This window comes from [Bacteroides] pectinophilus (genome assembly GCA_025146925.1).
GTDB classification, from domain to species: Bacteria; Bacillota; Clostridia; order Lachnospirales; family Lachnospiraceae; genus Bacteroides_F; species Bacteroides_F pectinophilus.
Genome location: CP102260.1, coordinates 757,976 through 779,198, shown reverse-complemented (window position 1 = coordinate 779,198; position 21,223 = coordinate 757,976). Strand labels below are relative to the sequence as shown.

16 protein-coding genes are annotated in these 21,223 nt (G+C 42.6%); 4 read left to right on the top strand and 12 right to left on the bottom strand.

Going from position 1 to position 21,223, the window contains the following annotated elements; all coding sequences use genetic code 11:
* Positions 1 to 51: 51 nt before the first annotated feature.
* The 4 genes from NQ488_03570 to NQ488_03555 form a co-directional block, all read right to left on the bottom strand.
* On the bottom strand, positions 52 to 1,782 hold the full coding sequence (locus NQ488_03570) for a carbon starvation protein A (protein UWN96404.1): 1,731 nt from the start codon (positions 1,780 to 1,782) through the stop codon (positions 52 to 54).
* 533 nt (positions 1,783 to 2,315) lie between these two features.
* Positions 2,316 to 3,200 (bottom strand): ankyrin repeat domain-containing protein, encoded by an 885-nt coding sequence (locus NQ488_03565; GenBank protein ID UWN96403.1) that lies wholly within the window; start codon positions 3,198 to 3,200, stop codon positions 2,316 to 2,318.
* Between the two features lie 43 nt (positions 3,201 to 3,243).
* Positions 3,244 to 3,717: a hypothetical protein gene (locus tag NQ488_03560; GenBank protein UWN96402.1), complete on the bottom strand. Its 474-nt coding sequence runs from the start codon at positions 3,715 to 3,717 to the stop codon at positions 3,244 to 3,246.
* Between the two features lie 15 nt (positions 3,718 to 3,732).
* Complete coding sequence (locus tag NQ488_03555; GenBank protein ID UWN96401.1) at positions 3,733 to 5,976, bottom strand: DUF2339 domain-containing protein; 2,244 nt, start codon at positions 5,974 to 5,976, stop codon at positions 3,733 to 3,735.
* A 168-nt stretch (positions 5,977 to 6,144) separates the two neighbouring features.
* On the opposite strand from NQ488_03555, the gene NQ488_03550 reads away from it, so the two are divergent.
* From NQ488_03550 to NQ488_03535, 4 genes are all read left to right on the top strand, one after another.
* Entirely contained in the window at positions 6,145 to 7,065 is a 921-nt protein-coding gene (locus NQ488_03550) for an AEC family transporter (protein UWN96400.1), read from the top strand.
* A gap of 87 nt (positions 7,066 to 7,152) precedes the next feature.
* Positions 7,153 to 8,682: a sodium/proline symporter PutP gene (gene putP, locus NQ488_03545; GenBank protein ID UWN96399.1), complete on the top strand. Its 1,530-nt coding sequence runs from the start codon at positions 7,153 to 7,155 to the stop codon at positions 8,680 to 8,682.
* Positions 8,683 to 8,885: 203 nt separating this feature from the next.
* Entirely contained in the window at positions 8,886 to 10,304 is a 1,419-nt protein-coding gene (gene nhaC, locus NQ488_03540) for a Na+/H+ antiporter NhaC (GenBank protein UWN96398.1), read from the top strand.
* Positions 10,304 to 11,320 (top strand): asparaginase, encoded by a 1,017-nt coding sequence (locus tag NQ488_03535; protein ID UWN96397.1) that lies wholly within the window; start codon positions 10,304 to 10,306, stop codon positions 11,318 to 11,320. The genes nhaC and NQ488_03535 overlap by 1 nt, the downstream gene beginning before the upstream one ends.
* A 145-nt stretch (positions 11,321 to 11,465) precedes the next feature.
* Here NQ488_03535 and NQ488_03530 read toward each other — a convergent pair whose 3' ends face one another.
* From NQ488_03530 to NQ488_03495, 8 genes are all read right to left on the bottom strand, one after another.
* A complete protein-coding gene (locus tag NQ488_03530) occupies positions 11,466 to 12,401 on the bottom strand; it encodes an AEC family transporter (GenBank protein ID UWN96396.1) in 936 nt (311 codons plus the stop codon).
* Between the two features lie 17 nt (positions 12,402 to 12,418).
* Positions 12,419 to 13,702 carry an aspartate aminotransferase family protein gene (locus NQ488_03525; GenBank protein ID UWN96395.1) on the bottom strand — a complete coding sequence of 428 codons (1,284 nt, stop codon included), beginning with the start codon at positions 13,700 to 13,702 and terminating at the stop codon, positions 12,419 to 12,421.
* Between the two features lie 140 nt (positions 13,703 to 13,842).
* Positions 13,843 to 14,943 (bottom strand): iron-containing alcohol dehydrogenase family protein, encoded by a 1,101-nt coding sequence (locus NQ488_03520; protein ID UWN96394.1) that lies wholly within the window; start codon positions 14,941 to 14,943, stop codon positions 13,843 to 13,845.
* 246 nt (positions 14,944 to 15,189) lie between these two features.
* Positions 15,190 to 16,164 (bottom strand): dipeptide ABC transporter ATP-binding protein, encoded by a 975-nt coding sequence (locus NQ488_03515; protein ID UWN96393.1) that lies wholly within the window; start codon positions 16,162 to 16,164, stop codon positions 15,190 to 15,192.
* A 32-nt stretch (positions 16,165 to 16,196) separates the two neighbouring features.
* Positions 16,197 to 17,180 (bottom strand): ABC transporter ATP-binding protein, encoded by a 984-nt coding sequence (locus NQ488_03510; GenBank protein ID UWN96392.1) that lies wholly within the window; start codon positions 17,178 to 17,180, stop codon positions 16,197 to 16,199.
* Between the two features lie 292 nt (positions 17,181 to 17,472).
* Positions 17,473 to 18,348 (bottom strand): ABC transporter permease, encoded by an 876-nt coding sequence (locus NQ488_03505; GenBank protein UWN96391.1) that lies wholly within the window; start codon positions 18,346 to 18,348, stop codon positions 17,473 to 17,475.
* Positions 18,349 to 18,379: 31 nt separating this feature from the next.
* Complete coding sequence (locus NQ488_03500) at positions 18,380 to 19,345, bottom strand: ABC transporter permease (GenBank protein ID UWN96390.1); 966 nt, start codon at positions 19,343 to 19,345, stop codon at positions 18,380 to 18,382.
* 67 nt (positions 19,346 to 19,412) lie between these two features.
* Complete coding sequence (locus tag NQ488_03495) at positions 19,413 to 20,984, bottom strand: ABC transporter substrate-binding protein (GenBank protein UWN96389.1); 1,572 nt, start codon at positions 20,982 to 20,984, stop codon at positions 19,413 to 19,415.
* Positions 20,985 to 21,223: the final 239 nt, after the last annotated feature.

The window sequence follows — 21,223 nt, the reverse complement described above, 5'->3', positions numbered from 1 at the left end:
TAGATTCAGTATAACTTGCGGAGTATTTTTTGTCAATAAGATGTTGTTAAATTATGCTGCTGTCTTCTCTGAGTTCTTCTCACTATTAGCATAGCTCTTTACAGAGTTAACTACGATGATTACACCGAGAACTATAAGCAGGATTGCGATTATAAGCTGTAATCCGTTAGCAATGAATACGCTGCCCCATGTTGCCTTACCTGCAGGAATTGTTACAGCTGCTGCATTCTGGATAGCCTTAACCATAGCGATAAGTCTCTGTACAAGAGCTGTAAATGTTACACAAAGCATAATGATAAGTGGTGGGAAGAGCATCTTGTTGCTGCGTCCAGTAACCTTAAGGAATACGCAAAGTGTAAGAAGTACAAGTGCGCTTAACAGCTGGTTAGCTGAACCAAACAGTGGCCAGATATTAGCATATCCAATCTTAGTAAGGATAAATCCAAATACAAGTGTTACGATTGTTGAGAAATATGTATTGCAGAGGAGCTTTCTCCATCCTTCCGCATGTTCCATATCATCTACGCTGAAGAGTTCCTGGAAGCTCATACGTCCGATACGTGCAACAGCATCAAGAGATGTAAGTGCAAGTGCAGATACACACATTGTCATAAATACTGTAGCAAAATGTACAGGAACACCAAACATTTCAAAGAAACCTGCTACACCACGGCTGAATATCTGGAACGGAGTACCTGTAGCGGCTGTTCCATCTGCTGCTGCGGCTGCACCTGCTACACAAAGAGCAAGTACCGCAAGTAAACTTTCAAGTATCATGGCACCATAGCCAACCTTAAGCATATCCTTCTCATTCTCAACTGTCTTAGATGATGTACCTGATGATACAAGGCTGTGGAAACCTGATACGGCACCACATGCAACAGTTACGAAAAGAATTGGGAACATTGTTCCAAGCTTTGCATTGTTGAATCCTGTGTATACAGGAAGGTTCATAGATGGATGAGCAACAACAAGTCCAAGTGCTGCACCAACTATCATGGCAATGAACATAAATGTTGTCATATAATCACGAGGCTGCTTCATTAACCACATTGGCATAACAGCTGCGAAGAAGATATATACAAATGTAATATAGCTCCATGCCTCCTTGCCTAATATGATTGGGCAGAAGTTACCGATTACAAATGAAGCAACTATGAATGCAATACCAACTACAGCTTCTTTCCATCCTGAAAGATTGAACTTCTTCTGGATAAGACCGAATACAACTGCAAATACCATGAACATGATAGAAACAGTACCGGCAGAACCGTTAGTTGATACTACTGTTGTCTGTCCTCCGGCTACAGAGTAAGCATTGAATGTACCTGCAACCATATCAGCAAATGCTGCAATAACGATAAGTGTGAATAACCAGCAGAACAGTAAGAAAATCTTACGTCCGAACTTACCGATGTATTTCTCAATGATCATACCCATTGACTTACCTTCATTCTTAACTGAAGCATACAGAGCACCGAAGTCTGTTACTGCACCGAAGAATACGCCGCCGATAAGAATCCAGAGTAATACAGGTAACCAGCCAAATGCTGCTGCCTGAATGGCACCGGTTACAGGGCCTGCGCCTGCGATAGATGAAAACTGATGGCTGAATACTGTCCATCCTTTTGTTGGTACATAATCTTTGCCGTCATTATACTTAACAGCAGGTGTCTGAGCCTTTGGGTCAATTCCCCATTTGTTTGCTAACCAGCGGCCGTAGAATACATAAGCTGCAAAAAGTACAACTGCTGCGATAAGCACGATTACTAATGTGTTCATAATCTCTCTCTCCTATTGTTATATAATAGTATTCTGGCAGTCAAACACTTAATGGCTCACTAATGGTTCATATATGTATAACAACAAAAAAACCTTCGTCCATGCACATATCCATTGGATGTATGTGCAAAGACGAAGGTAAACTTATCGTTACTTCCGCGTTACCACTTTGCTTGCCGGGTGTTCCGACCTCTCTCCTGCCACATTCACCGACTAACCTGACGATTAATCATGGCTATATGGCATGCCCTGTTAACGATGGGTACCGGTTCCGACTACTTGGTATACAGTAATATAACCTTTCCCCGAAACAGCTCGCAGGTGAGGGCTCATTCATTCCTTGCTGCCGTATCTCACAAACAACGGCTTTCTGTAAGCGGTGATATGAAGAAGTCATGTCCTGTTCTTCGCATTTGACTGTTGAATTAAGTAATACAATAGTCTTTCGTTTTTAATTTGTCAACACCTTTTTTAAAAAATTTTAATATTTTTTAAGTAAGTATAAAGAATTACTTAAAAATCTTATCCGGCAGTTATCTGTAATTGTTATTGATAATATCTGTCATTTTGCTGCATTGTCTGCTATTTCTTGAAAGCAGGAACAAAACGTCCTGCCGGAAATTAGTGACATTATCCGCCGTGCATCCGTTATCAATAAGATACTCCAGCATATCTGCACCGGTTCTGTCACTCAGGTTATCCGCTATTGTGGCAACTGCATTATATCCGCAATAGTCCTTTACATTGATGTCCGCCCCATTATCCACTAGCAGTCTGAGACGCTCAGGCTCTCCATTATATACAGCATACAGAAGCGGTGTATATCCGCAATTGTCACTTGTCATATAATAATCTGACAAGTCATTCATTCTGTGTAAATCACTGTCTTTTGGATGTTCGTATGCCCTGTACTCCAAATCAGCTCCATAATCAATAAGCAGCTGCATCATGCGGAGTACTTCTTCCTCATCGCCTGCGGAATCAGTTCCCGAAGTAAAGCCATTTTCTGCAAGTACACACAAAAGTGTCTCTTCCCCATTCCCGGCATGTCTGTTGCTGTATCTTGTACAGTCCGGCGTTACTCCTCTCTTCAAAATGCGCTCTGCAGCCTCATAGTTGCCGTTCATCACATTATATCCGAGATTCATATTCTTATCAGCAAACGAGCTTATTCCGGCACCGATAAATGAATATACAACAAGCGAAACCGCCGCAATAAGCGGAATCATGCACACAAGTCCTATCGACCTTAACACTATATATGTACGTTTTACAGGTATTCCCTGTGACGTCTTTTTCTTGTAGCTACTATGCTTAAAAGCACTTATGACAAGCAGGATTGCTCCCACAAATGTGCAGAATCCGATAAATGCTATTATTACAATTATCAAGACAAAAAACATGCTTACAAATGCCATTATAATACCGCCCTTATCTTATCTATTAAGTCTCTGTCCGCAACTACAACTGATAGTCAACATTAGCTCCCCGCAGCTTTATTCCGTCTGACTGCTTAAGATCCTGCTGATATGGATTAGACTCATTATAATACTTAATCTGTGTATTCGTAACTCCGCCTGATATGTATGAACGTCCGCATTCCGGGCATATCGCTGTCTTAAGACGCACAGACGCTGACAGCACCTGTCCGTTATTCTGTGCTGCCTTCTTAAACGCATTTGCAACATGCTGTCCTTCATGCGCCGCAACTGCAGCTTTGGCTCTCTCTGGCGATATGTGTGCTGCACTTTTAAAAGATACATTGGCTTCGTCAGAACCATCTACGTATTTGCGGTTTTTACACGTCTGGCATTCTTCCTGTGGCTTTTTGCCATCAGGTGTTTCCCTTCCTGCATAATCGGAATAGTCATTATATCCGCTATAATCATTATAACCGTTATATTGGCTGTCTGTTGTTATGCTTCCTGTATACATAAGCTAAACCTCCTCTCATTCATCGCCATTCTTCTCCCCTTCCATCTTCCTGCTCCACTTATTATAAATCATGCTTATCACAAAGCACAAAAGACCGCTGACAAGGAAACTTCCTGCCCTGACGATTCCGTTCTCATATGAGATGTCGAATACAAGAAGTTTTACGATTGCAAACATTGTCAGGAACATTCCGTACATGCGCAGGTATCTGTATCTGAATACAAAGCCTGACGCAATAAGGATTATCGAAAGCACCAGCCATCCTATGCTGATATATGGGCCGGTAACTTCATATGCGTGAAGTGCTGCATATACAAATACGCTCAGCTTAAGGCCGGTATAGATGCCTGCCCATGTCTTAGTGCCGTATTTTTCGTATAAAACATTTATCCCTGTTGTAAATGTTCCTGCTGCTACAACAAGAATTATCAGCTTAATCCACCAGGAATAACTACCTTCAAGATATGACATTCCCTGAAGCATCAGCAATACATTGAATCCTCCCGTAAACAGCAGGGCCGGCTTTTCAGACCTGCTGCGGTCAAGCAGGTGGACTGCTGCGCAGTTTATTACCGCAAGTACTATATATATCCAGGTATTGTGCATAATCCGCGGGATGCTTTGGATTATAAGTACGTCATCCGTAATTGCCCGGATTGTGACAATAATTACTGCATATAATGCACATTTGAATAACGGATGATACATTTCCTTGCGGTATGCCATCAATGTGCATGCCATTGCCGCTCCGAGTATACATATTATTATTCTGATTGTAATGTACTCACAGCCTGATACTGCAAATACAGCCATTGTTGCATACGCAAGCCATAGTGCCGTTCTGTCCTTACAGTAATAAGCTGCCGCAAGCATCGGGAATATATAAATGCCTATTCCGACCATATCATAAAGCGCGTCAAATTCCGTTGTTTTATTAAGAAGCATCAGATACAGAATTACAGACATAATTATATGGATTATATTATAATTCTTAGCTGACACTCCGGCTGCCGCATCAGATGTACCGGCATTACCAGGGCATGCATTGTAAAGCTTTGTTCTGTATAGTTCGGCAACATATGCGGTTCCTGTAATAATGACATTTACCGCGAATGTTATAAAGCCGGCTGCCGCATTCATACCGGAATTAATACCGTCACCAAGTGACGCGGTCACATAACATGCAGACAAAGACAGTCCGACATATATAATACCTGCCTCATCCGACAAAGCTGTACCTTGCCGGGATGCCCATATATATCTGAACAGGATTCCGAACATATACATCCATGTCACCGCCATAATTACATACAATCCCGTCTGCGTACAATGCTCTGCTCCGACTGCGGATACCGCAAATATTCCTATATAATCCATAATTGCCAACGGAGCATTCTTTGCAGCGCCTCTCTCCGGGCGTACAATAAGATAGAACAATGACACTGCCACAAAAAATACGAATACCGATACATACTGTCCCATCCATGCACCGTCAATAATCCGGGTACCGTCAAGCGCATACGCTCCGAATACGGCAGCGATTGTAACACCCGCCTGACCTACGACTCTGAATGCGTATGACTTTTTCTGAAAGAAACCGAACACTGCCACCGCCCATATCGTAATCAGAATGTACAGAACTATTCTGTCAATCATACCAAAATATATATGTGCAACAAACAGCGACAGGAATATCGCTCCCATTCCGCATCCGGCAACTGACATTGTAAATATATTGGTTCTGCGCTTCATAAGCACAATTCCTGCAGCAAGTATTGCAAAACTTAATGCAAATATACATGTTACCTTGATCATGTCTGTGAGCGATGAATACACCAGCGTTACAAACAGCACCATGCTTATAAATATAAGCACAGATGCAATAATTCCCATTGAATTGCCAAGCCTGTTCTCTATACTGTTCTGCCTCATCCTGTCCGCAATTGTGGTTTTACGTCCAACAGGCGGCAGCCCATATGCTTCCGGATTAATCTGCGGTTGATGCGGCGGCATCTGCTGCTGTTGTGGCATCTGCTGCTGTTGTGGCATCTGCTGCTGTTGCAGCATCTGTTGTGCCTGTGGCTGTAATACATGCTGCATCTGCCACTGAACCATCGGCGGTGCCTGCGGCTGTGGTGCCGTATTCATCTGCTTAAGCAGTGCTATCTCCTTTTGCTGTGCATCTACTATATTCTCAAGGCGCGTAAGCTCCTGTTCAAGCCTGTCTATTCTATCCACATTGTATTCATCGTTACCCATATCTTATTATCCTCCTCGCATCATGCAATATCCCCTTCAATACATCTGCATGGCTATTTACTATTATACATATTAAAATATATTTTGAATATCTTTTTTGGAGATTTTTGTTATAATAGATATCAAATGCTTAGCGCCCAATGCGCAGAAATGGAGATAAATATACATATGGTTGACATGCATTCCATGATTGACCTGCAGATAACTATCTTTTTACTTATGATTGCAGGCTATGTCATGACAAAATTAAAAATTCTTCCACCCGAATCCAAGAAACCTCTCACAGATCTGGTTATTGACTTTGTACTTCCGTGTAACATCATCGTGTCATTTATGATTGACATGAACCGTGAGGTGCTTGTATCCTGTTTTGCTGTTCTGTGTGCATCAATTGTAATACAGATATTCAGTGCATTTGCCGGCAGATATTTTTATCCTGTAAAAGACAAAGACACTCTCGCAGTCCTCAGGTACGGCACAATATGCTCTAATGCGGGATTTATCGGCAATCCTGTAATTCAGGGACTTTATGGTGCACAGGGTCTTCTGTATGCATCAATATATCTTATTCCGCAGCGAATCGTAATGTGGTCAGCCGGAGTATCCTGCTTCACAACAGCCAAAGGAAAAGATGTAATAAAAAAGGTCATCACGCATCCATGTATAATTGCAGTGTTTGTCGGATTTGTACTTATGCTGGTTCCGTTTGACCTGCCATCAGGCATTGTAAAGACACTTCAGACTTCAAGCAGCTGCACAACAGGCCTGTCAATGATTGTAATAGGACATATTCTTGCCGGTATCGACATCAGAACAATCGTAAGCAGGCTTAATATCTACTATTGTTTTATCAGGCTTATCGTATTCCCGCTTCTTGTACTCGCAGGATGCAGGCTGCTGGCACTCGACACACTTGTAACCTCAGTATGTGTAGTCCTCTCAGGGATGCCTGCCGGGGCAACTACAGCTATACTCGCCGCCAAATATGACGGTAATGAACAGTTTGCCGTCAAAATTGTATTTTTATCCACAATACTGTCCCTTTTTACAATTCCGTTATTGTGTGTCATAATGCAATATTTCTTGTAATCAGCACTTTAATGTGGTAAAATGTTCCTTGCTTTTTATTAAAATTTATACATTTATATTGAAGAAATTCTAAGAAAGAGGTTTAACATGACAGTTGCACAAATCATTATTCTCTGCACGATGGTCCTATACCTTGGTTTCATGCTTGTTGTAGGATTTATCTGTTCCAAAAAGAATAACACATCAGATGATTTCTATCTTGGTGGCCGTAAGCTTGGCCCGTTCGTAACGGCAATGAGCGCCGAAGCATCAGACATGAGTTCCTGGCTTCTTATGGGACTTCCGGGTCTTGCATACCTTACAGGTGTCGCAGATGCGGGATGGACAGCTATAGGTCTTGCTTTTGGTACATATCTTAACTGGCTTTTTGTTGCCAAGAAGCTCAGAAGATATTCACACATTGCAGGTAATGCGATAACCGTACCTGATTATTTTAAGAAGCGTTATCATGATAACAGTAATCTGCTTCTTCTGTTCTCAGCCATATTTATTATCGTATTTTTCATTCCGTATACAGCTTCGGGATTTGCAGCCTGCGGCAAGCTTTTTGCAAGTCTTCTCGGAGTTGATTACACAGCCGCAATGGTTATTTCTGCCGCAGTAATCGTACTTTATACTGCTACCGGCGGATTCCTTGCCGCATCAACAACCGACTTTATACAGTCAATAATAATGTCAATCGCGCTTATTATCGTATTTATATTCGGAATAAATGTTGCAGGCGGTGTTGATAAGGTTGTTGCCAATGCCCAGTCACTTACAGGTTATCTCAGCTTCGTTCATACATATAATCCTGAGACAGGCGCTTCATCTCCATACGGATTTCTTAATATTGCAACAATGTTTGCCTGGGGTCTCGGATATTTTGGCATGCCTCATATCCTTCTCCGCTTTATGGCTATTGAGGATGCCAGGAAGCTTACTATATCAAGACGTGTTGCCACTATCTGGGTTGTAATATCGCTTGCTGCTGCCGTATGCATCGGTATTATCGGACTTGCAGTATCCGAAGCAGGTGCACTTCCAATCCTTAAGGATTCAGAGACACTTATTGTCAATATTGCTTCACTTATGAGCTCACATGGAATACTCTTTGCAATTATAGCCGGAGTAATTCTTTCAGGTATACTGGCATCTACGATGTCAACAGCAGATTCCCAGCTTCTCGCCGCGTCATCTGCCGTGTCCAAGGATATCCTGGGTTCTGTTTTCAATGTAAAGTTAAGCGGAAAGGCTACACTTCTTGCCGCAAGATTAGCACTTATCGGAGTAGCACTTGTTGCAGTATTTCTTGCAAGAGATCCTTCAAGTTCCGTATTCGGTATAGTGTCGTTTGCATGGGCAGGCTTTGGTGCAGCATTCGGTCCTGTAATACTTCTTTCACTCTATTGGAAGCGTTCTAACAGATGGGGCGCACTTGCAGGAATGATATCAGGTGCCGCAATGGTATTTATATGGAAATATCTCGTACGTCCGCTGGGTGGTCTCTGGGATGTATATGAACTTCTTCCCGCATTCATAATTGCTCTTATAATGATAGTTGTTGTGAGTCTTCTTACAAAAGCGCCTGAACAGGCGATACTCGATGAATTCGACGCGGCAATGAAAGCTGAATAGTACAAAAATCAAATATTTTAATTAATTCCCGGATCATTAACGGTCCGGGAATTTTTTTATGCCGTCAAGAGCGTTTTTCGCGTTCGCCATAACCGCTATAATCCATATATTTCCACTGTAATTTACTTATTTCAGATGATACTATAATTGCCAAAGCACAAACTAAGGATGCCCTGAAAAACGGGCAGGAATGGAGGTCAGCATTGAAAAAAGAAGCATCACTTTTACAGGCGGTAATCGTCCTTGGAGGATTCCTCGCCATGGCATTTGCCTGTAACCAATTCGGAATAGAGATTCACCTTGCAATATTCGCCGCATGGTTTCTTGCCATGGCTTTAGGTAAATTTAACGGTCATTCTTACAGTGATATGGAAAAGTCAATAACCGGAGGCATCTATGACGGAATGAGCGCAATACTTATTCTTCTTGCCGTAGGCGCACTTGTCGGGACATGGATTTCAGGAGGTATTGTTCCGAGCCTTATTTACTACGGACTTAACGTAATTCATCCGGCTGTATTTCTTCCGGCGGCGCTTATATTGTGCGGTATAACTTCGCTTGCCACCGGAACGTCATGGGGTACTGTCGGTACTGCCGGAATTGCTATGATGGGTATAGGCTCGGCAATGGGTGTCCCTGCTCCCGTTACTGCAGGTGCCGTCCTTTCGGGCGCATACTTTGGTGATAAGCTCTCCCCGCTTTCGGACAGCTGTGTTCTTTCCGCTGCTATGGCAGATATTGACGTAATAGACCATGTCCGTGGTATAATGCCTGTATCTCTCACAGCATTTGCGATAACCGGAATTGCTTTCACCATATTCGGATTATCGATTGGAGAAAGCAGTGCAGACCTTACGCAGGTAGAATATGTCATGAATGCACTGGCTGAGAATTTTAACATAAGCCTTTTTGCATTCATCCCGATGATAATTGTAATAATTCTGCTTATTCTGCGGCTTCCTTCACTTCCTGTAATAACATTCGGCTCAGTACTTGGGATTATATGGGGAATTGCTTTTCAGGGGCTTCATCCGGTAACGGCAATATCCACTGCATGGACACAGCTCGAGATGAATACAGGCGTTAATTTTATAGATTCGCTTCTTGGACGCGGAGGCATGGAGAGCATGCTCTGGTCGGCTGCCATAATAATTCTCGGTCTTGGATTCGGCGGACTTCTCGACCGGATTGGAATTATAAAGGCTATTGCCGACAGGCTGTACGGCTTTATTAACAATGGCGGGACGCTTACTGTATTTACAATAATAGTCGGCTTCCTTGGATGCCTTCTCGGAAGTGCAATGTATGTCTCACTTGTACTTACACCTAAGATTATGGCAGCCAGATATGACGGGATGGGCTACAGCCGCCGCGTTCTGTCACGTAATGCAGAGATAGGCGGTACACTTACTGCCGGCATGATTCCATGGAGTGATAACGGCATCTATATGTCTGCAATTCTCGGAGTCGCCGCATTTGAATATCTGCCATATATGTGGTTATCATTTACATGTATAATAATAGCTGTTATATTTGGCTTTACAGGATGGTTTATGTGGGACAATTCCAATGATGTCCGCATGAGCAGCAAAAATTCACCTAATGCAGAAATGGAGATATAATGAAAAAAATACTTTTAATCGCCACCGGCGGTACAATAGCTTCATCAGAATCAGAAGGCGGGCTGACACCTTCAATCGACGTAAAACGCCTGCTTGCATATATACCCGATATCAAATCAGTCTGTCAGCTTGACGGTATATCTGTCATGAATGTTGACAGTACCAATATGAATCCGTCACTTATGGCAGCAATAGCGCAGGCTGTTGCCGATAATTATGAATCATATGACGGTTTTGTTGTGGCACACGGTACCGATACGATGGCTTACAGCGCCGCTGCCATGACATATATGCTTAAAAATCTCGCAAAGCCCGTTGTATTTACCGGCTCACAGATACCTATCGAGGCGCTCTATACTGATGCCAAGAAAAATCTGTCCGATGCGATACGTTTTGCCTGTGAAGGAATTAACGGGGTATATGTGACATTCGACGGAATGGTTATTAACGGCGCACATGCGATGAAGATTAAGACCAGAAGCTCGGATGCATTTGAAACCGTCAACTTTCCGGTAATAGCAGAAATTAAGCTTGGAAGGATAACCTACAATCAGGTGCTTGACTATTCCGGTCATCTGCAGCAGTTAAGCCGCCCGGTATCAGGTGAATTTGCAATTGATACACGCCTCTGTCCGGACATTCTTATTCTTAAGATATTTCCCGGAATCAGACCTGATATATTTGATTTTATTAAAAATACTTATCGCGGTGTTATTATCGAAAGCTTCGGAATCGGCGGAATTCCGAATGAGCATAATGATATAGTTGCAAAAATACATGAGCTTATTGATGCAGGAGTTGCGGTAGTAATCACCACACAGTGCATATATGAAGGAATTGATCTGAGCATATATGAAGTCGGGCAGAATCTTGCAAAGCAGAATGTTATCATAGGTGCCGACATGACAACAGAGGCCCTCACTATGAAGCTTATGTGGGCACTTGCCCATTACGACAGTATTGAAGCTATTAAGGAGTATATGGAAGCTCCGTTATTTTCAGACCGCAGCTACTGATAATTTTTATTGTAAAAATAAAATATCCCTCTTCAGGGCACAAAATAAGCCATCGTGTAAAGGCGGTGGCTTCATTGTGTCCTGTCAAGGGACAATCTAAAATAAACCTTCTCGACAGGTATAGTAACATTTTTAATTGGATATGTCAAATATGCATTACCATTGATACAATAGGAAATGTCACTACCGATAAGAGTGTTGTCATTGCCACAGTCTCGGATGATAATGCATAGTCTCCGCCGTATTCCTGCGCAAGCATTGCTGTCATGCTTCCTACAGGTACTCCCAGCATAACCATCGTAACACCTATGATTGACGGATTGTCTGTAACCAGAGATACAAGAAATGTTCCCAGAACCGGTATAACAAGCAGCCTTAATGCAGAGAACACCCATGTTCTCACATTCAGGAATACCTTTTTGAAATTCATTGTTGCAAATGACGCGCCGATAACCATCATACTCAGCGGAGCTGTTGTGCTACTCAGCATTGATACCGTTGTATTGACCCATGCAGGAAACTTTATTCCGAGCGCATACACAACAACTGCGATTATACAGAAGATAACTCCTATGTTGAATATCTGCTTAATGCTTTCTCTGCCGGACTTTTTAACAGCACCGCTGCCTTCACCGCTGCTTTTGCACATTTCCCATACACCATATGTGTATATCAGTATGTTGTACGGAAGCAGGAACAGCGAAGCATACAGAAGCGCTCCGCCTCCATATAGTGAAGATATTATCGGGAATCCCATAAATCCGACATTACCGAATATAGTCATGACACGGTATGTACCCCTGTCCCTTGCCGGAGCCTTTATAATTACGGGAACAAGCGCTGCGACAGCAATAAGGAATACATACATTCCTATCGCAACGAACATGGTCTCAACAAGCTCTGCTCCCGTAACCGTTGCATTTCCGGTAACACTTGAAAGTATGAGGGCAGGATTGGATATGTTTACAACAATTGCCGACAGCTTCTTGGAAGTCTCATCCGTAATTATATTTTTCTTATAAGCTATAAAGCCAATCATCATTATGATGAAAAGCACAAGCATCTGTTGTAAAGCAACCATTAGCCATACCTCCGAATCTATTCTGTCAGCTCCTTCAGGCACTCGTCAATGATATTAATCGCAATATCAATCTCCTTCTCTGTTACGATTGTAGGAGCGATGAATCTTACGATATTGTGGTTAGTACCGCATCCAAGCAGAAGCAGTCCCTTCTCAAGTGCCTTGGTACGGATTGCTGTTGTGATATCTGCATCGGGAGTCTTATCCGGATGAACCATCTCCATTGCAAGCATGAGTCCAAGTCCTCTTACGTCACCGATAACTGAAGGATACTTCTTCTGAAGTGCGAACAGCTTTTCCTTAAAATAATCTCCCATTTTAGCTGCATTGTCAAGCATTCCGCCGTCAGTGAGCTCATCAAGCACTGCATTGGCAGCCGCACACGCAACCGGATTGCCGCCAAATGTACCGCCGTGTGCTCCTGCAGGCCACTGCTCCATAATCTCCTTCTTACCGATAACCGCACTGAGCGGAAATCCGTTAGCAATACCCTTGGCAGATGTAAGAATATCGGGCTTTACGCCAAAATGCTCATATGCAAACAGCTTGCCGGTTCTTCCCATACCTGACTGAACCTCGTCAAATATAAGAAGTATGCCATATTTATCACAAATCTCTCTTACATACTGAACAAATTCCTTATCAGGGACAATATAGCCGCCCTCACCCTGCACAGGCTCCATCATGATTGCTGCCACCATTGAAGGATCAATAAGCGTATGGAAAATATTTTCAAACTGCTCAAAATACTCCTTAGGGCATTTGCCATCCTTCATTTCATAAGGTGTTCTGTAAAGATATGGATACTCTGCAAAATATACACTTGGCAGAAGTCCCTCATAATTCTTTCTGTAAGCTGAGCTTGATGACGTAAGTGATGTTGTTGCAAGTGTGCGTCCGTGGAAAGAACCTCTGAATGCAATTATGCCCGGTCTCTTTGTTACATACTTGGCAAGCTTTATTGCTCCTTCATTGGCCTCAGCACCGCTGTTGCTGAAATATACCATCGTGTCTCCGCCCGTAAGCTCAACCAGTCTCTCAGCAAGCCTTACGTATGATTCATAGTAGACAACATTGTGTCCGCCATGGATAAGCTCCTTCATCTGCTTCTCGGCTGCATCAACTACCTTAGGATGGTTGTGTCCGAGATTACATACTGCAACGCCGCTTGCAAAATCAAGAATCTTACGTCCGTCCTCAGACCACAGATAACATCCCTCTCCCTTCGTTACTCCCATTGTTGTTGCTCTTTTTACTACAGGCGGCATGACCTTCATACATCTCTCATATAATGATTCCATATTACAATCCTCCATTCCTGCGCTTTTTGCGCATATCAAGTTTGTTCGTCTTTTTCAGTGCATTTTCTTTTTATCTGTGAAACCATATCTGCTAAAACGCTATGCTGCTGCCGGCAGCATGCAGCGAAAGCGTGTTTTAGTTAGCGTATACTGCTCCACAGTCCCTTTATTACTTCCGCATCAATCTTATGCGGTGTATTTGCCATGCTTCCTTTCTGAATCTGGGTAAGCTTTGTGTAGAGTTCTATCTCTTCTTCTGTAAGCTTCGGTGGCTGTCCAAGCATTTCCGCAAGGATATCGGCAAATTCATCAATGCTTTCACATCCAAGCAGGCTTAATGCATTGTCTATCTTGTCCTTTGCCACATCATAGTTAAGCTTCATATACTCTCTCATAATCAGGCCGTTGGCCGCACCATGCGGAATTCCCTTAAAATATGTATAGCAGTAGCCCATTCCATGCGCAATCGTTACGCCTGTCTGCGATATTATGATTCCTCCGAGAAGCGATACTAGCATGAGATTCTCTCTGTCAGCCTCATCAAGCTCGAACTTGGCAAGCTTTCTCATGCTCTTTCCGAATGCCTTTATTGCAGTCGTTGCAAAGCTGTCGCTGATAACGGTGCTTCTGTTGGCAAGATAGCCTTCAAAAGCATGTGTAAATGCATCTACAGCCGTGCTTATTGTAGAACCCTTTCCGAGTGAATATGTATACTTTGCATCAACAAATGCATACACCGGATATGTGTCCTTTGTCCCGAAGCTTACCTTCGTCTGCATATCCTTTCTTAAGAGTACGCTGTATGGTGTTGCCTCACTTCCGGTACCTGCCGTTGTAGGTACTCCGACAATCGGAAGTGCCTTTGTAAATGCATTTTTAAAAAGGTCGGTCACTGCCATATCCGCATTAGCAGCAAGAACTGCAATTGCCTTGGAAGCATCTATCGGTGAACCTCCGCCGATTCCGATAACAAAATCAATCTTTTCTGCCCTTGCAATATCAGCAGCCTTAGCAACAGTCTCAACAGAAGGATTATTCTCAATCTCATCAAAAATTACATATTCCTTTTTCTCCGCCTCAAGCACTGCTGTGACATCATCAAGTGCGCCGCTTGCCTTAGCTGAATGCTTTCCTGTGACAATCATTGCCTTACTTCCAACTGCTGCAAGCACTCCGGCATTCTTAGCTATACAATCTTTTCCAAAATATATTTTTGTTGGTATTCCAAATGAAAATTCCATCTACAACTCCTTCCTTCTTTAATGAATTTTATTTGATTAACAGGAGCTCTTAGCTCTTAGGTATAATATGCTACATTTTGTTTAGAAAATATTGTAAATTTATATACTTAATATTTTTGAAAATTTTAAAAAAATATCAGGTACCTGCAATCTAAAAATTCCGTAATAAAGAATGCAGATACCTGAAGTCAACTTGCGTTGTTGAATTGTAGCAGCGCAGAAAGTAAAACGCAAGTACTCATCAGACTAATACAGCTGGTGTCTGTAGCATGCCACAAAATGTCCCGGCTTTATCTCTACAAGAGGCGGCATCTGATCCTGACATATCGGCTCATTATATGGGCATCTGTTATGGAATATACAGCCGCTTGGCGGGTTAAGCGGTGACGGGATATCACCCTTGAGCATTATCTGTTCACGCTTAACATGCGGGTCAGGCTCCGGCACTGTTGAAAGAAGTGCCTGTGTATACGGATGAAGCGGATTGTTATACAGCTCCTCTGTCCCGGCAAGCTCAACAAGATGTCCAAGATACATTACTCCGACACGGTCTGATATATATCTTACGACACTCATGTTGTGTGAGATAAATACATATGTTATGTTCATTTCTTTCTTTACTTCAGCAAGCAGATTAAGCACCTGTGACTGAATCGACACATCCAGTGCAGACACCGGCTCGTCACACACTACAAGCTTAGGCTCAAGAATAAGTGCTCTTGCAATTCCGATTCTCTGACGCTGTCCGCCTGAGAACTCATGAGGATATCTGTAATAGTGGTCGCGCCTCATTCCCACCTTTTCAAGCATGTCAAGCACTCTCTGCATGCGTTCTTCTTTAGTCTTACATATCTTATGGATTATAAGCGGCTCCTCAAGGATGCTTCCTATCGTCATTCTCGGGTTAAGCGATGAATACGGATCCTGAAATATCATCTGCAGATCTTTACACAGAACTCTCTGTTCTTTGTCGCTTATGCCTACTATATTTTTTCCATTATAAATGACTTCGCCCGACGTAGGTTTATTAAGCCCTATAAGGCATCGTCCGGTAGTACTCTTGCCGCATCCCGACTCACCTACGATACTGAGCGTTTCATTGCGGTACACGTCAAATGAAACGTCATCCACAGCCTTTACGGACTTTGGCTCAACTCTTACCTTTGACTCCACCGGGAAATATTTCTTAAGATTTTTTACTTCAAGGATTTTATCAGCCATATTTCTCCTCCAATCCGCCCTTCTTGGGACATCTAAAATTCATTCGCATGCAGGCAGCATACCTTCTGTGTCTCATTAACCGTTCTGAGTTCAGGGTCATGGATTTTACACTCTTCCGTACAGTATGGGCATCTGCTTGCAAAACGGCATCCGCTTCCAACCTCACTTAGCTGCGGAACCATTCCTTTTATCATGTAGAGCTTCTCACCCTTCTTTGTTGTCATACGCGGAATTGATTTTATAAGTCCGATTGTGTACGGATGGAGCGGTCTGTCAAATATATCATCCACCGTGCCTTCCTCTACAATATGTCCGAGATACATTACTATTACTCTCTGACATGTCTGTGCCACGACACCTAAGTCATGTGTGATAAGCATTATTCCCATTCCCAGCTCTTTGTTAAGGTCTGTTATGAGCTTTAATATCTGGGCCTGAATTGTAACGTCAAGCGCTGTTGTAGGCTCATCTGCAATAAGCAGCTTAGGCTTGCACGACAACGCCATCGCTATCATTGCCCTCTGTCTCATTCCTCCTGACATCTCATGAGGATATGAATAAATACGTTCCTCAGGTGCGGGTATACCTGTAAGCCTTAACATCTCCTCCGCAACCTTAAGTGCTTCCTTTTTAGACAAATGCTGATGCTTCATTACCGTCTCCGCAATCTGGTTACCCACCGTATACAGCGGATTAAGAGAACTCAGTGCATCCTGAAATATCATTGCTATACTGTTGCCTCTTATCGCCTCCATCTTTTTCTCAGGAAGCTTCAGAAGATTCTCTCCTTCAAAAAGAATCTCTCCTTCATATCTTGCCAGACTTTTCTCATCATACAGCCTCATAATTGACTGTGACGTAACACTCTTTCCACATCCTGACTCACCTACAACTCCGACTATCTCACCCTTATTTATTGAAAAGCTTACACCATCAACCGCCACAGCCGTTCCACGCAGCGTCTTGAACGATGTTCTCAAATTCTTCACTTCCAGAAGCTTATTATCATCCTTCATGCCAATTCCTCCTTGTTTTTGCGAAGCAAAAATCCGAACTCCCGTGAGGAGAGGAATTTTCCTCCTTGTTTTTGCTTAATTAAAGCCTGCATGACAGTTGCATAACTTACGTATGCCATTAAACAGTTATACAAAATTGGCAAATTCATAAGCAGGTGCTTTTAGAGCGACCGGTACTTAGGTGCTGTCCTTTAGCACCTTATGTACCGCTGTCAGCTCTAAGCAGCGCAAGCGTGCCTGCGTTGATTTGCCATTTTGTACAACGTCCCTGACATCGGCACTTTTGCAAATGTTATGTAGGGTCTATAATATCTCTTATTCCATCTCCAAGTATATTAATTCCGAGTACTGTAAGAATCATTACAATGCCAGGGTACAATGTCATCCACCATGAATTGTAGATAACCGATCTTGCCTCTGACAGAATATTGCCAAGGCTTGGTGTCGGCTGAGGAACGCCTACACCGATAAAGCTTAAGGATGACTCAACTATTATTGCTGATGCAAATATAAATGTTGTCTGTACGATTACGGGTGACATTACGTTAGGTGCTATATGTCTGAATATAATTCTCATCCAGCTTGCACCCTGCGCCTTTATTGCTTCTATGTATGACATTTCTTTTACCGAAAGCGCCGAAGCCCTCGCTATCTTGGCTATTGTCGGCATATATATGATACTTAAGCTTATTATTACATTCTCAGTCTTGGCTCCGAGTGCCGCCATCATCGCTATTGCCATAAGTGTTGCGGGAATTGACATCATTGCCTCGCATATTCTCATAAGTACTACATCAGCCTTAGGGAAGTATGCTGACAGCAGACCGATTATAAGTCCAAATACCATTGCTATGATTGCAATAGCAAATCCAACATAAAGTGATATTCTGAGTCCGTATATAACTCTTGAGAACACATCTCTTCCAAATGTATCAGTTCCAAACAGATGTCCGTTGCCCGGAGCTGCAAGCCTGTTCTGGATATCCATCTCGTACGGGTCATATTTTGTTATCACAGGAGCAAGCACAGCTGCCAGAACCATTACAACAACTATGATAAGACCGGCAACTGCAAGCTTATTTTTAAGAAAGCTTTTAATCATAATCGCCCTGTGCTCTTTTATGCTTTTCTTATTCAGAGCCATTGCGCTGTTATCTGCATTTTTCATAATCATCGTCTCCAATCCTCATCCATTAATCCTAATGTGCCTTCTTTGCAAGTCTTATTCTCGGATCTACAACTCCGTACAGAATATCAAGTGCAAGATTTATAATTATCCACATGATACTTATTATAAGAACAACGCCCTGTATCATAGCGTAATCTCTTCGTGTTATTGACGTTACGACAAGCTGTCCTACACCCGGTATATTGAATATAGTCTCAACAATTGCCGTTCCGGCAAACAATGTACCGAATGACTGTCCGATTGCAGTAAGAATAGGAATAAATGCATTACGCAGTGCATGCTTGAACAATATAACCGTGCTCTTAGCACCCTTTGCCTTGGCTGTCTTGATATAATCCGTATTCATGACCTCAAGCATTGAAGAACGTGTCATTCTCATCAGGATTCCCGCCTGTCCAAGCCCAAGTGCGAGTACAGGAAGTATTGAATATTTTAAAAATACACCGACACCGCTCTTAAGTGTCCTGTAACCTGATACCGGAAGCGCCTTGAATGCAACACCGAATACAAGTATGAGAATGAGACTCATAAGGAAGTTAGGAATCGACAGTCCAAGAAGTGATGTTGTGCTAAGCATATAATCAAGCCCGCGTCCCTTATTCTTAGCTGCAAATACTCCTGCCGGAATAGCAACGATTACTGCAAGTATCTCTGCCATTATTGCAAGCCGCAGTGACGGAACAAGTCTGGAAGCTACTTCTGCAAGCACCGGTTCACCTGTATAATATGAATCTCCCAAGTCACCTCTTACAGCTCCGAATATCCAGTCGATATACTGTTCAACGACCGGTCTGTCCAGCTTAAGTGAATGCCTGAGTTCGGTAATCTGCTCCTCTGTTGCTTCCGCACCAAGTATTATCTGTGCCGGGTCACCCTTTGACATATGTGAAATTGTAAAAATAATTATCGACAGCAGGAATATTGTTACCAGTGCCGACAATAACCGTTTTCCAAGGAATTTTGCCATATCTGCCATACCTCCTTCTACATAATCAAAAGGAGCCATTCTTAATCAAATGGCTCCTTTGTCATCTCATATATTTTTATGGTTCATATACTGTGCATCCCCACAATGTGAGTCCCATAAATCCTGTATAATTTTCTACTCTTGAAGACTTGCTGACTACTGTATACTGATGTCCGAGCGGGATGAACTCTGCTTCTTCCCATGCTGCCTTCTGAGCTTCCTTCCAGAGTGACTGTGCTGTAGTCATATCCTTTGCCGCACCCATCTGGTCGAATATTGAACTGATTGCTGCATTGTGTGTAAATCCTGTTCTGCCCGGTGTAAGGAACAGAAGTGTATTAGGGATAGGTGATACACCGAAGTTCGATACGAACATATCCAGTGTCTCAGGCTGGTTAATTCTTGTAAGCTGTGTAGCCCAGTCCATTACCTCTACTTCTACCTTGATTCCTATAGCTTCAAGCTGCTTCTGTACTACAAGTGTGCCATTATACATATCAGGATATTCTGTATTAGTTACCATCTTAACCGTTCCGCCATCGTACTTTGACTGTGCCAGATATTCCTTAGCTTTGGCAAGATCATGCTTGTTATAATATGCATCACCTGCATTAGTATCCCAGGCTGTCTGGAAAGGTCCCATATAATCTGAATCAATTGTTACATAATCTGAATTAGGAACCTGTGCCTTGGCAATCTCATTTATATCAAGTGCATATGATACTGCCCTTCTGAAGTTCGGATCTTCTGAATAACTTCCGCAGCCTTCCTTCTTCTCAAATATAAGGCCGCCTATCATGTACTGTCCCTGTGTAAGTGAGCAGTTGGTAACTCCGTCAAACTGATTCATGCTGTCGTAGCTTATCTTATTTACAAAGTCATACTGATCTGCAAGTGCACCTGCAACTCTTGTTGACGCATCATTAACCATGTAGAACGTAAGTGTATTAAAGTTAACTGTCTTATCTCCTGCAAATCCGCTGAGCTTTGCTGAAGGTGCTGAATAATCAGCAAACTTTTCAAGCTTTATATATTCATTCTGCTTCCATTCAACGAACTTCATTGCACCTGTACCGATTATACTCTTATATCCGCTTGATGAATCGGCTGCCTCTACAATTGACTTCTTGGTAATACCTGCGAACTGTGACGGGTTAGCGAGGTAATAAAGGAATAACAGACATGGTGTGTCAAGCTTTATTGTAACTGTATAATCATCCTTTACTTCAAACTTCTCGCCATTCTTTATAATGAGCTTTGCTGAACCGTTAATTCCTGACCATCTGTTAAGCGATGCTGCAACATCTTCTGCCTTCATCTCTGTTCCGTCATGGAACTTAACTCCCTTTCTCAGATAGAATGTCCATTCTGTATTGTCATCATTATGTTCAATCTTCTCTGCGAGCTGTGGCTGTGGCTCAAAGTTGGCATCCATCTCAACCACGCCTTCATATATATACTTATTGATATCTCTTGCTGCGGTAGATGTTGTAAGTGTAGGATCGAGCATTGGCGGCTCAATATCCCATGCTACCGTGACATCCTGCTTAACACTTTTTCCTTCATTAGATGTACTTTCTTCCGCACATCCAACCAGTGAAACCATCAGTGTAAGTACCATTAATAAGCTGATCAATCTCTTCTTCATAACAATTCCTCCTTTTTTTGCGGAGCAAAAAATCCGAACTCCCACGTGAGGAGAGGAATTTTCCTCCTTTTTTTGCGGAGCAAAAATCCGAACTCCCACGTGAGGAGAGGAATTTTCCTCCTTTTTTTGCGATAGTATAACAAAAAGAGACAATTACGTTTTGTGACGTCATTGTCTCTTTTTGCCTGCCAAGTATTTACTTGTTGAAATCAATTATACTATCGTATAATAAAAAATAT

Bases quoted from the DNA above. Each gene is read 5' to 3' on its own strand.
- NQ488_03570 (UWN96404.1), bottom strand. From the start codon at position 1,782: ATGAACACATTAGTAATCGTGCTTATCGCAGCAGTTGTACTTTTTGCA.
- NQ488_03565 (UWN96403.1), bottom strand. From the start codon at position 3,200: ATGGCATTTGTAAGCATGTTTTTTGTCTTGATAATTGTAATAATAGCA.
- NQ488_03560 (UWN96402.1), bottom strand. From the start codon at position 3,717: ATGTATACAGGAAGCATAACAACAGACAGCCAATATAACGGTTATAAT.
- NQ488_03555 (UWN96401.1), bottom strand. From the start codon at position 5,976: ATGGGTAACGATGAATACAATGTGGATAGAATAGACAGGCTTGAACAG.
- NQ488_03550 (UWN96400.1), top strand. From the start codon at position 6,145: ATGGTTGACATGCATTCCATGATTGACCTGCAGATAACTATCTTTTTA.
- putP (UWN96399.1), top strand. From the start codon at position 7,153: ATGACAGTTGCACAAATCATTATTCTCTGCACGATGGTCCTATACCTT.
- NQ488_03535 (UWN96397.1), top strand. From the start codon at position 10,304: ATGAAAAAAATACTTTTAATCGCCACCGGCGGTACAATAGCTTCATCA.
- NQ488_03530 (UWN96396.1), bottom strand. From the start codon at position 12,401: ATGGTTGCTTTACAACAGATGCTTGTGCTTTTCATCATAATGATGATT.
- NQ488_03525 (UWN96395.1), bottom strand. From the start codon at position 13,702: ATGGAATCATTATATGAGAGATGTATGAAGGTCATGCCGCCTGTAGTA.
- NQ488_03520 (UWN96394.1), bottom strand. From the start codon at position 14,943: ATGGAATTTTCATTTGGAATACCAACAAAAATATATTTTGGAAAAGAT.
- NQ488_03515 (UWN96393.1), bottom strand. From the start codon at position 16,164: ATGGCTGATAAAATCCTTGAAGTAAAAAATCTTAAGAAATATTTCCCG.
- NQ488_03510 (UWN96392.1), bottom strand. From the start codon at position 17,180: ATGAAGGATGATAATAAGCTTCTGGAAGTGAAGAATTTGAGAACATCG.
- NQ488_03505 (UWN96391.1), bottom strand. From the start codon at position 18,348: ATGAAAAATGCAGATAACAGCGCAATGGCTCTGAATAAGAAAAGCATA.
- NQ488_03500 (UWN96390.1), bottom strand. From the start codon at position 19,345: ATGGCAGATATGGCAAAATTCCTTGGAAAACGGTTATTGTCGGCACTG.
- NQ488_03495 (UWN96389.1), bottom strand. From the start codon at position 20,984: ATGAAGAAGAGATTGATCAGCTTATTAATGGTACTTACACTGATGGTT.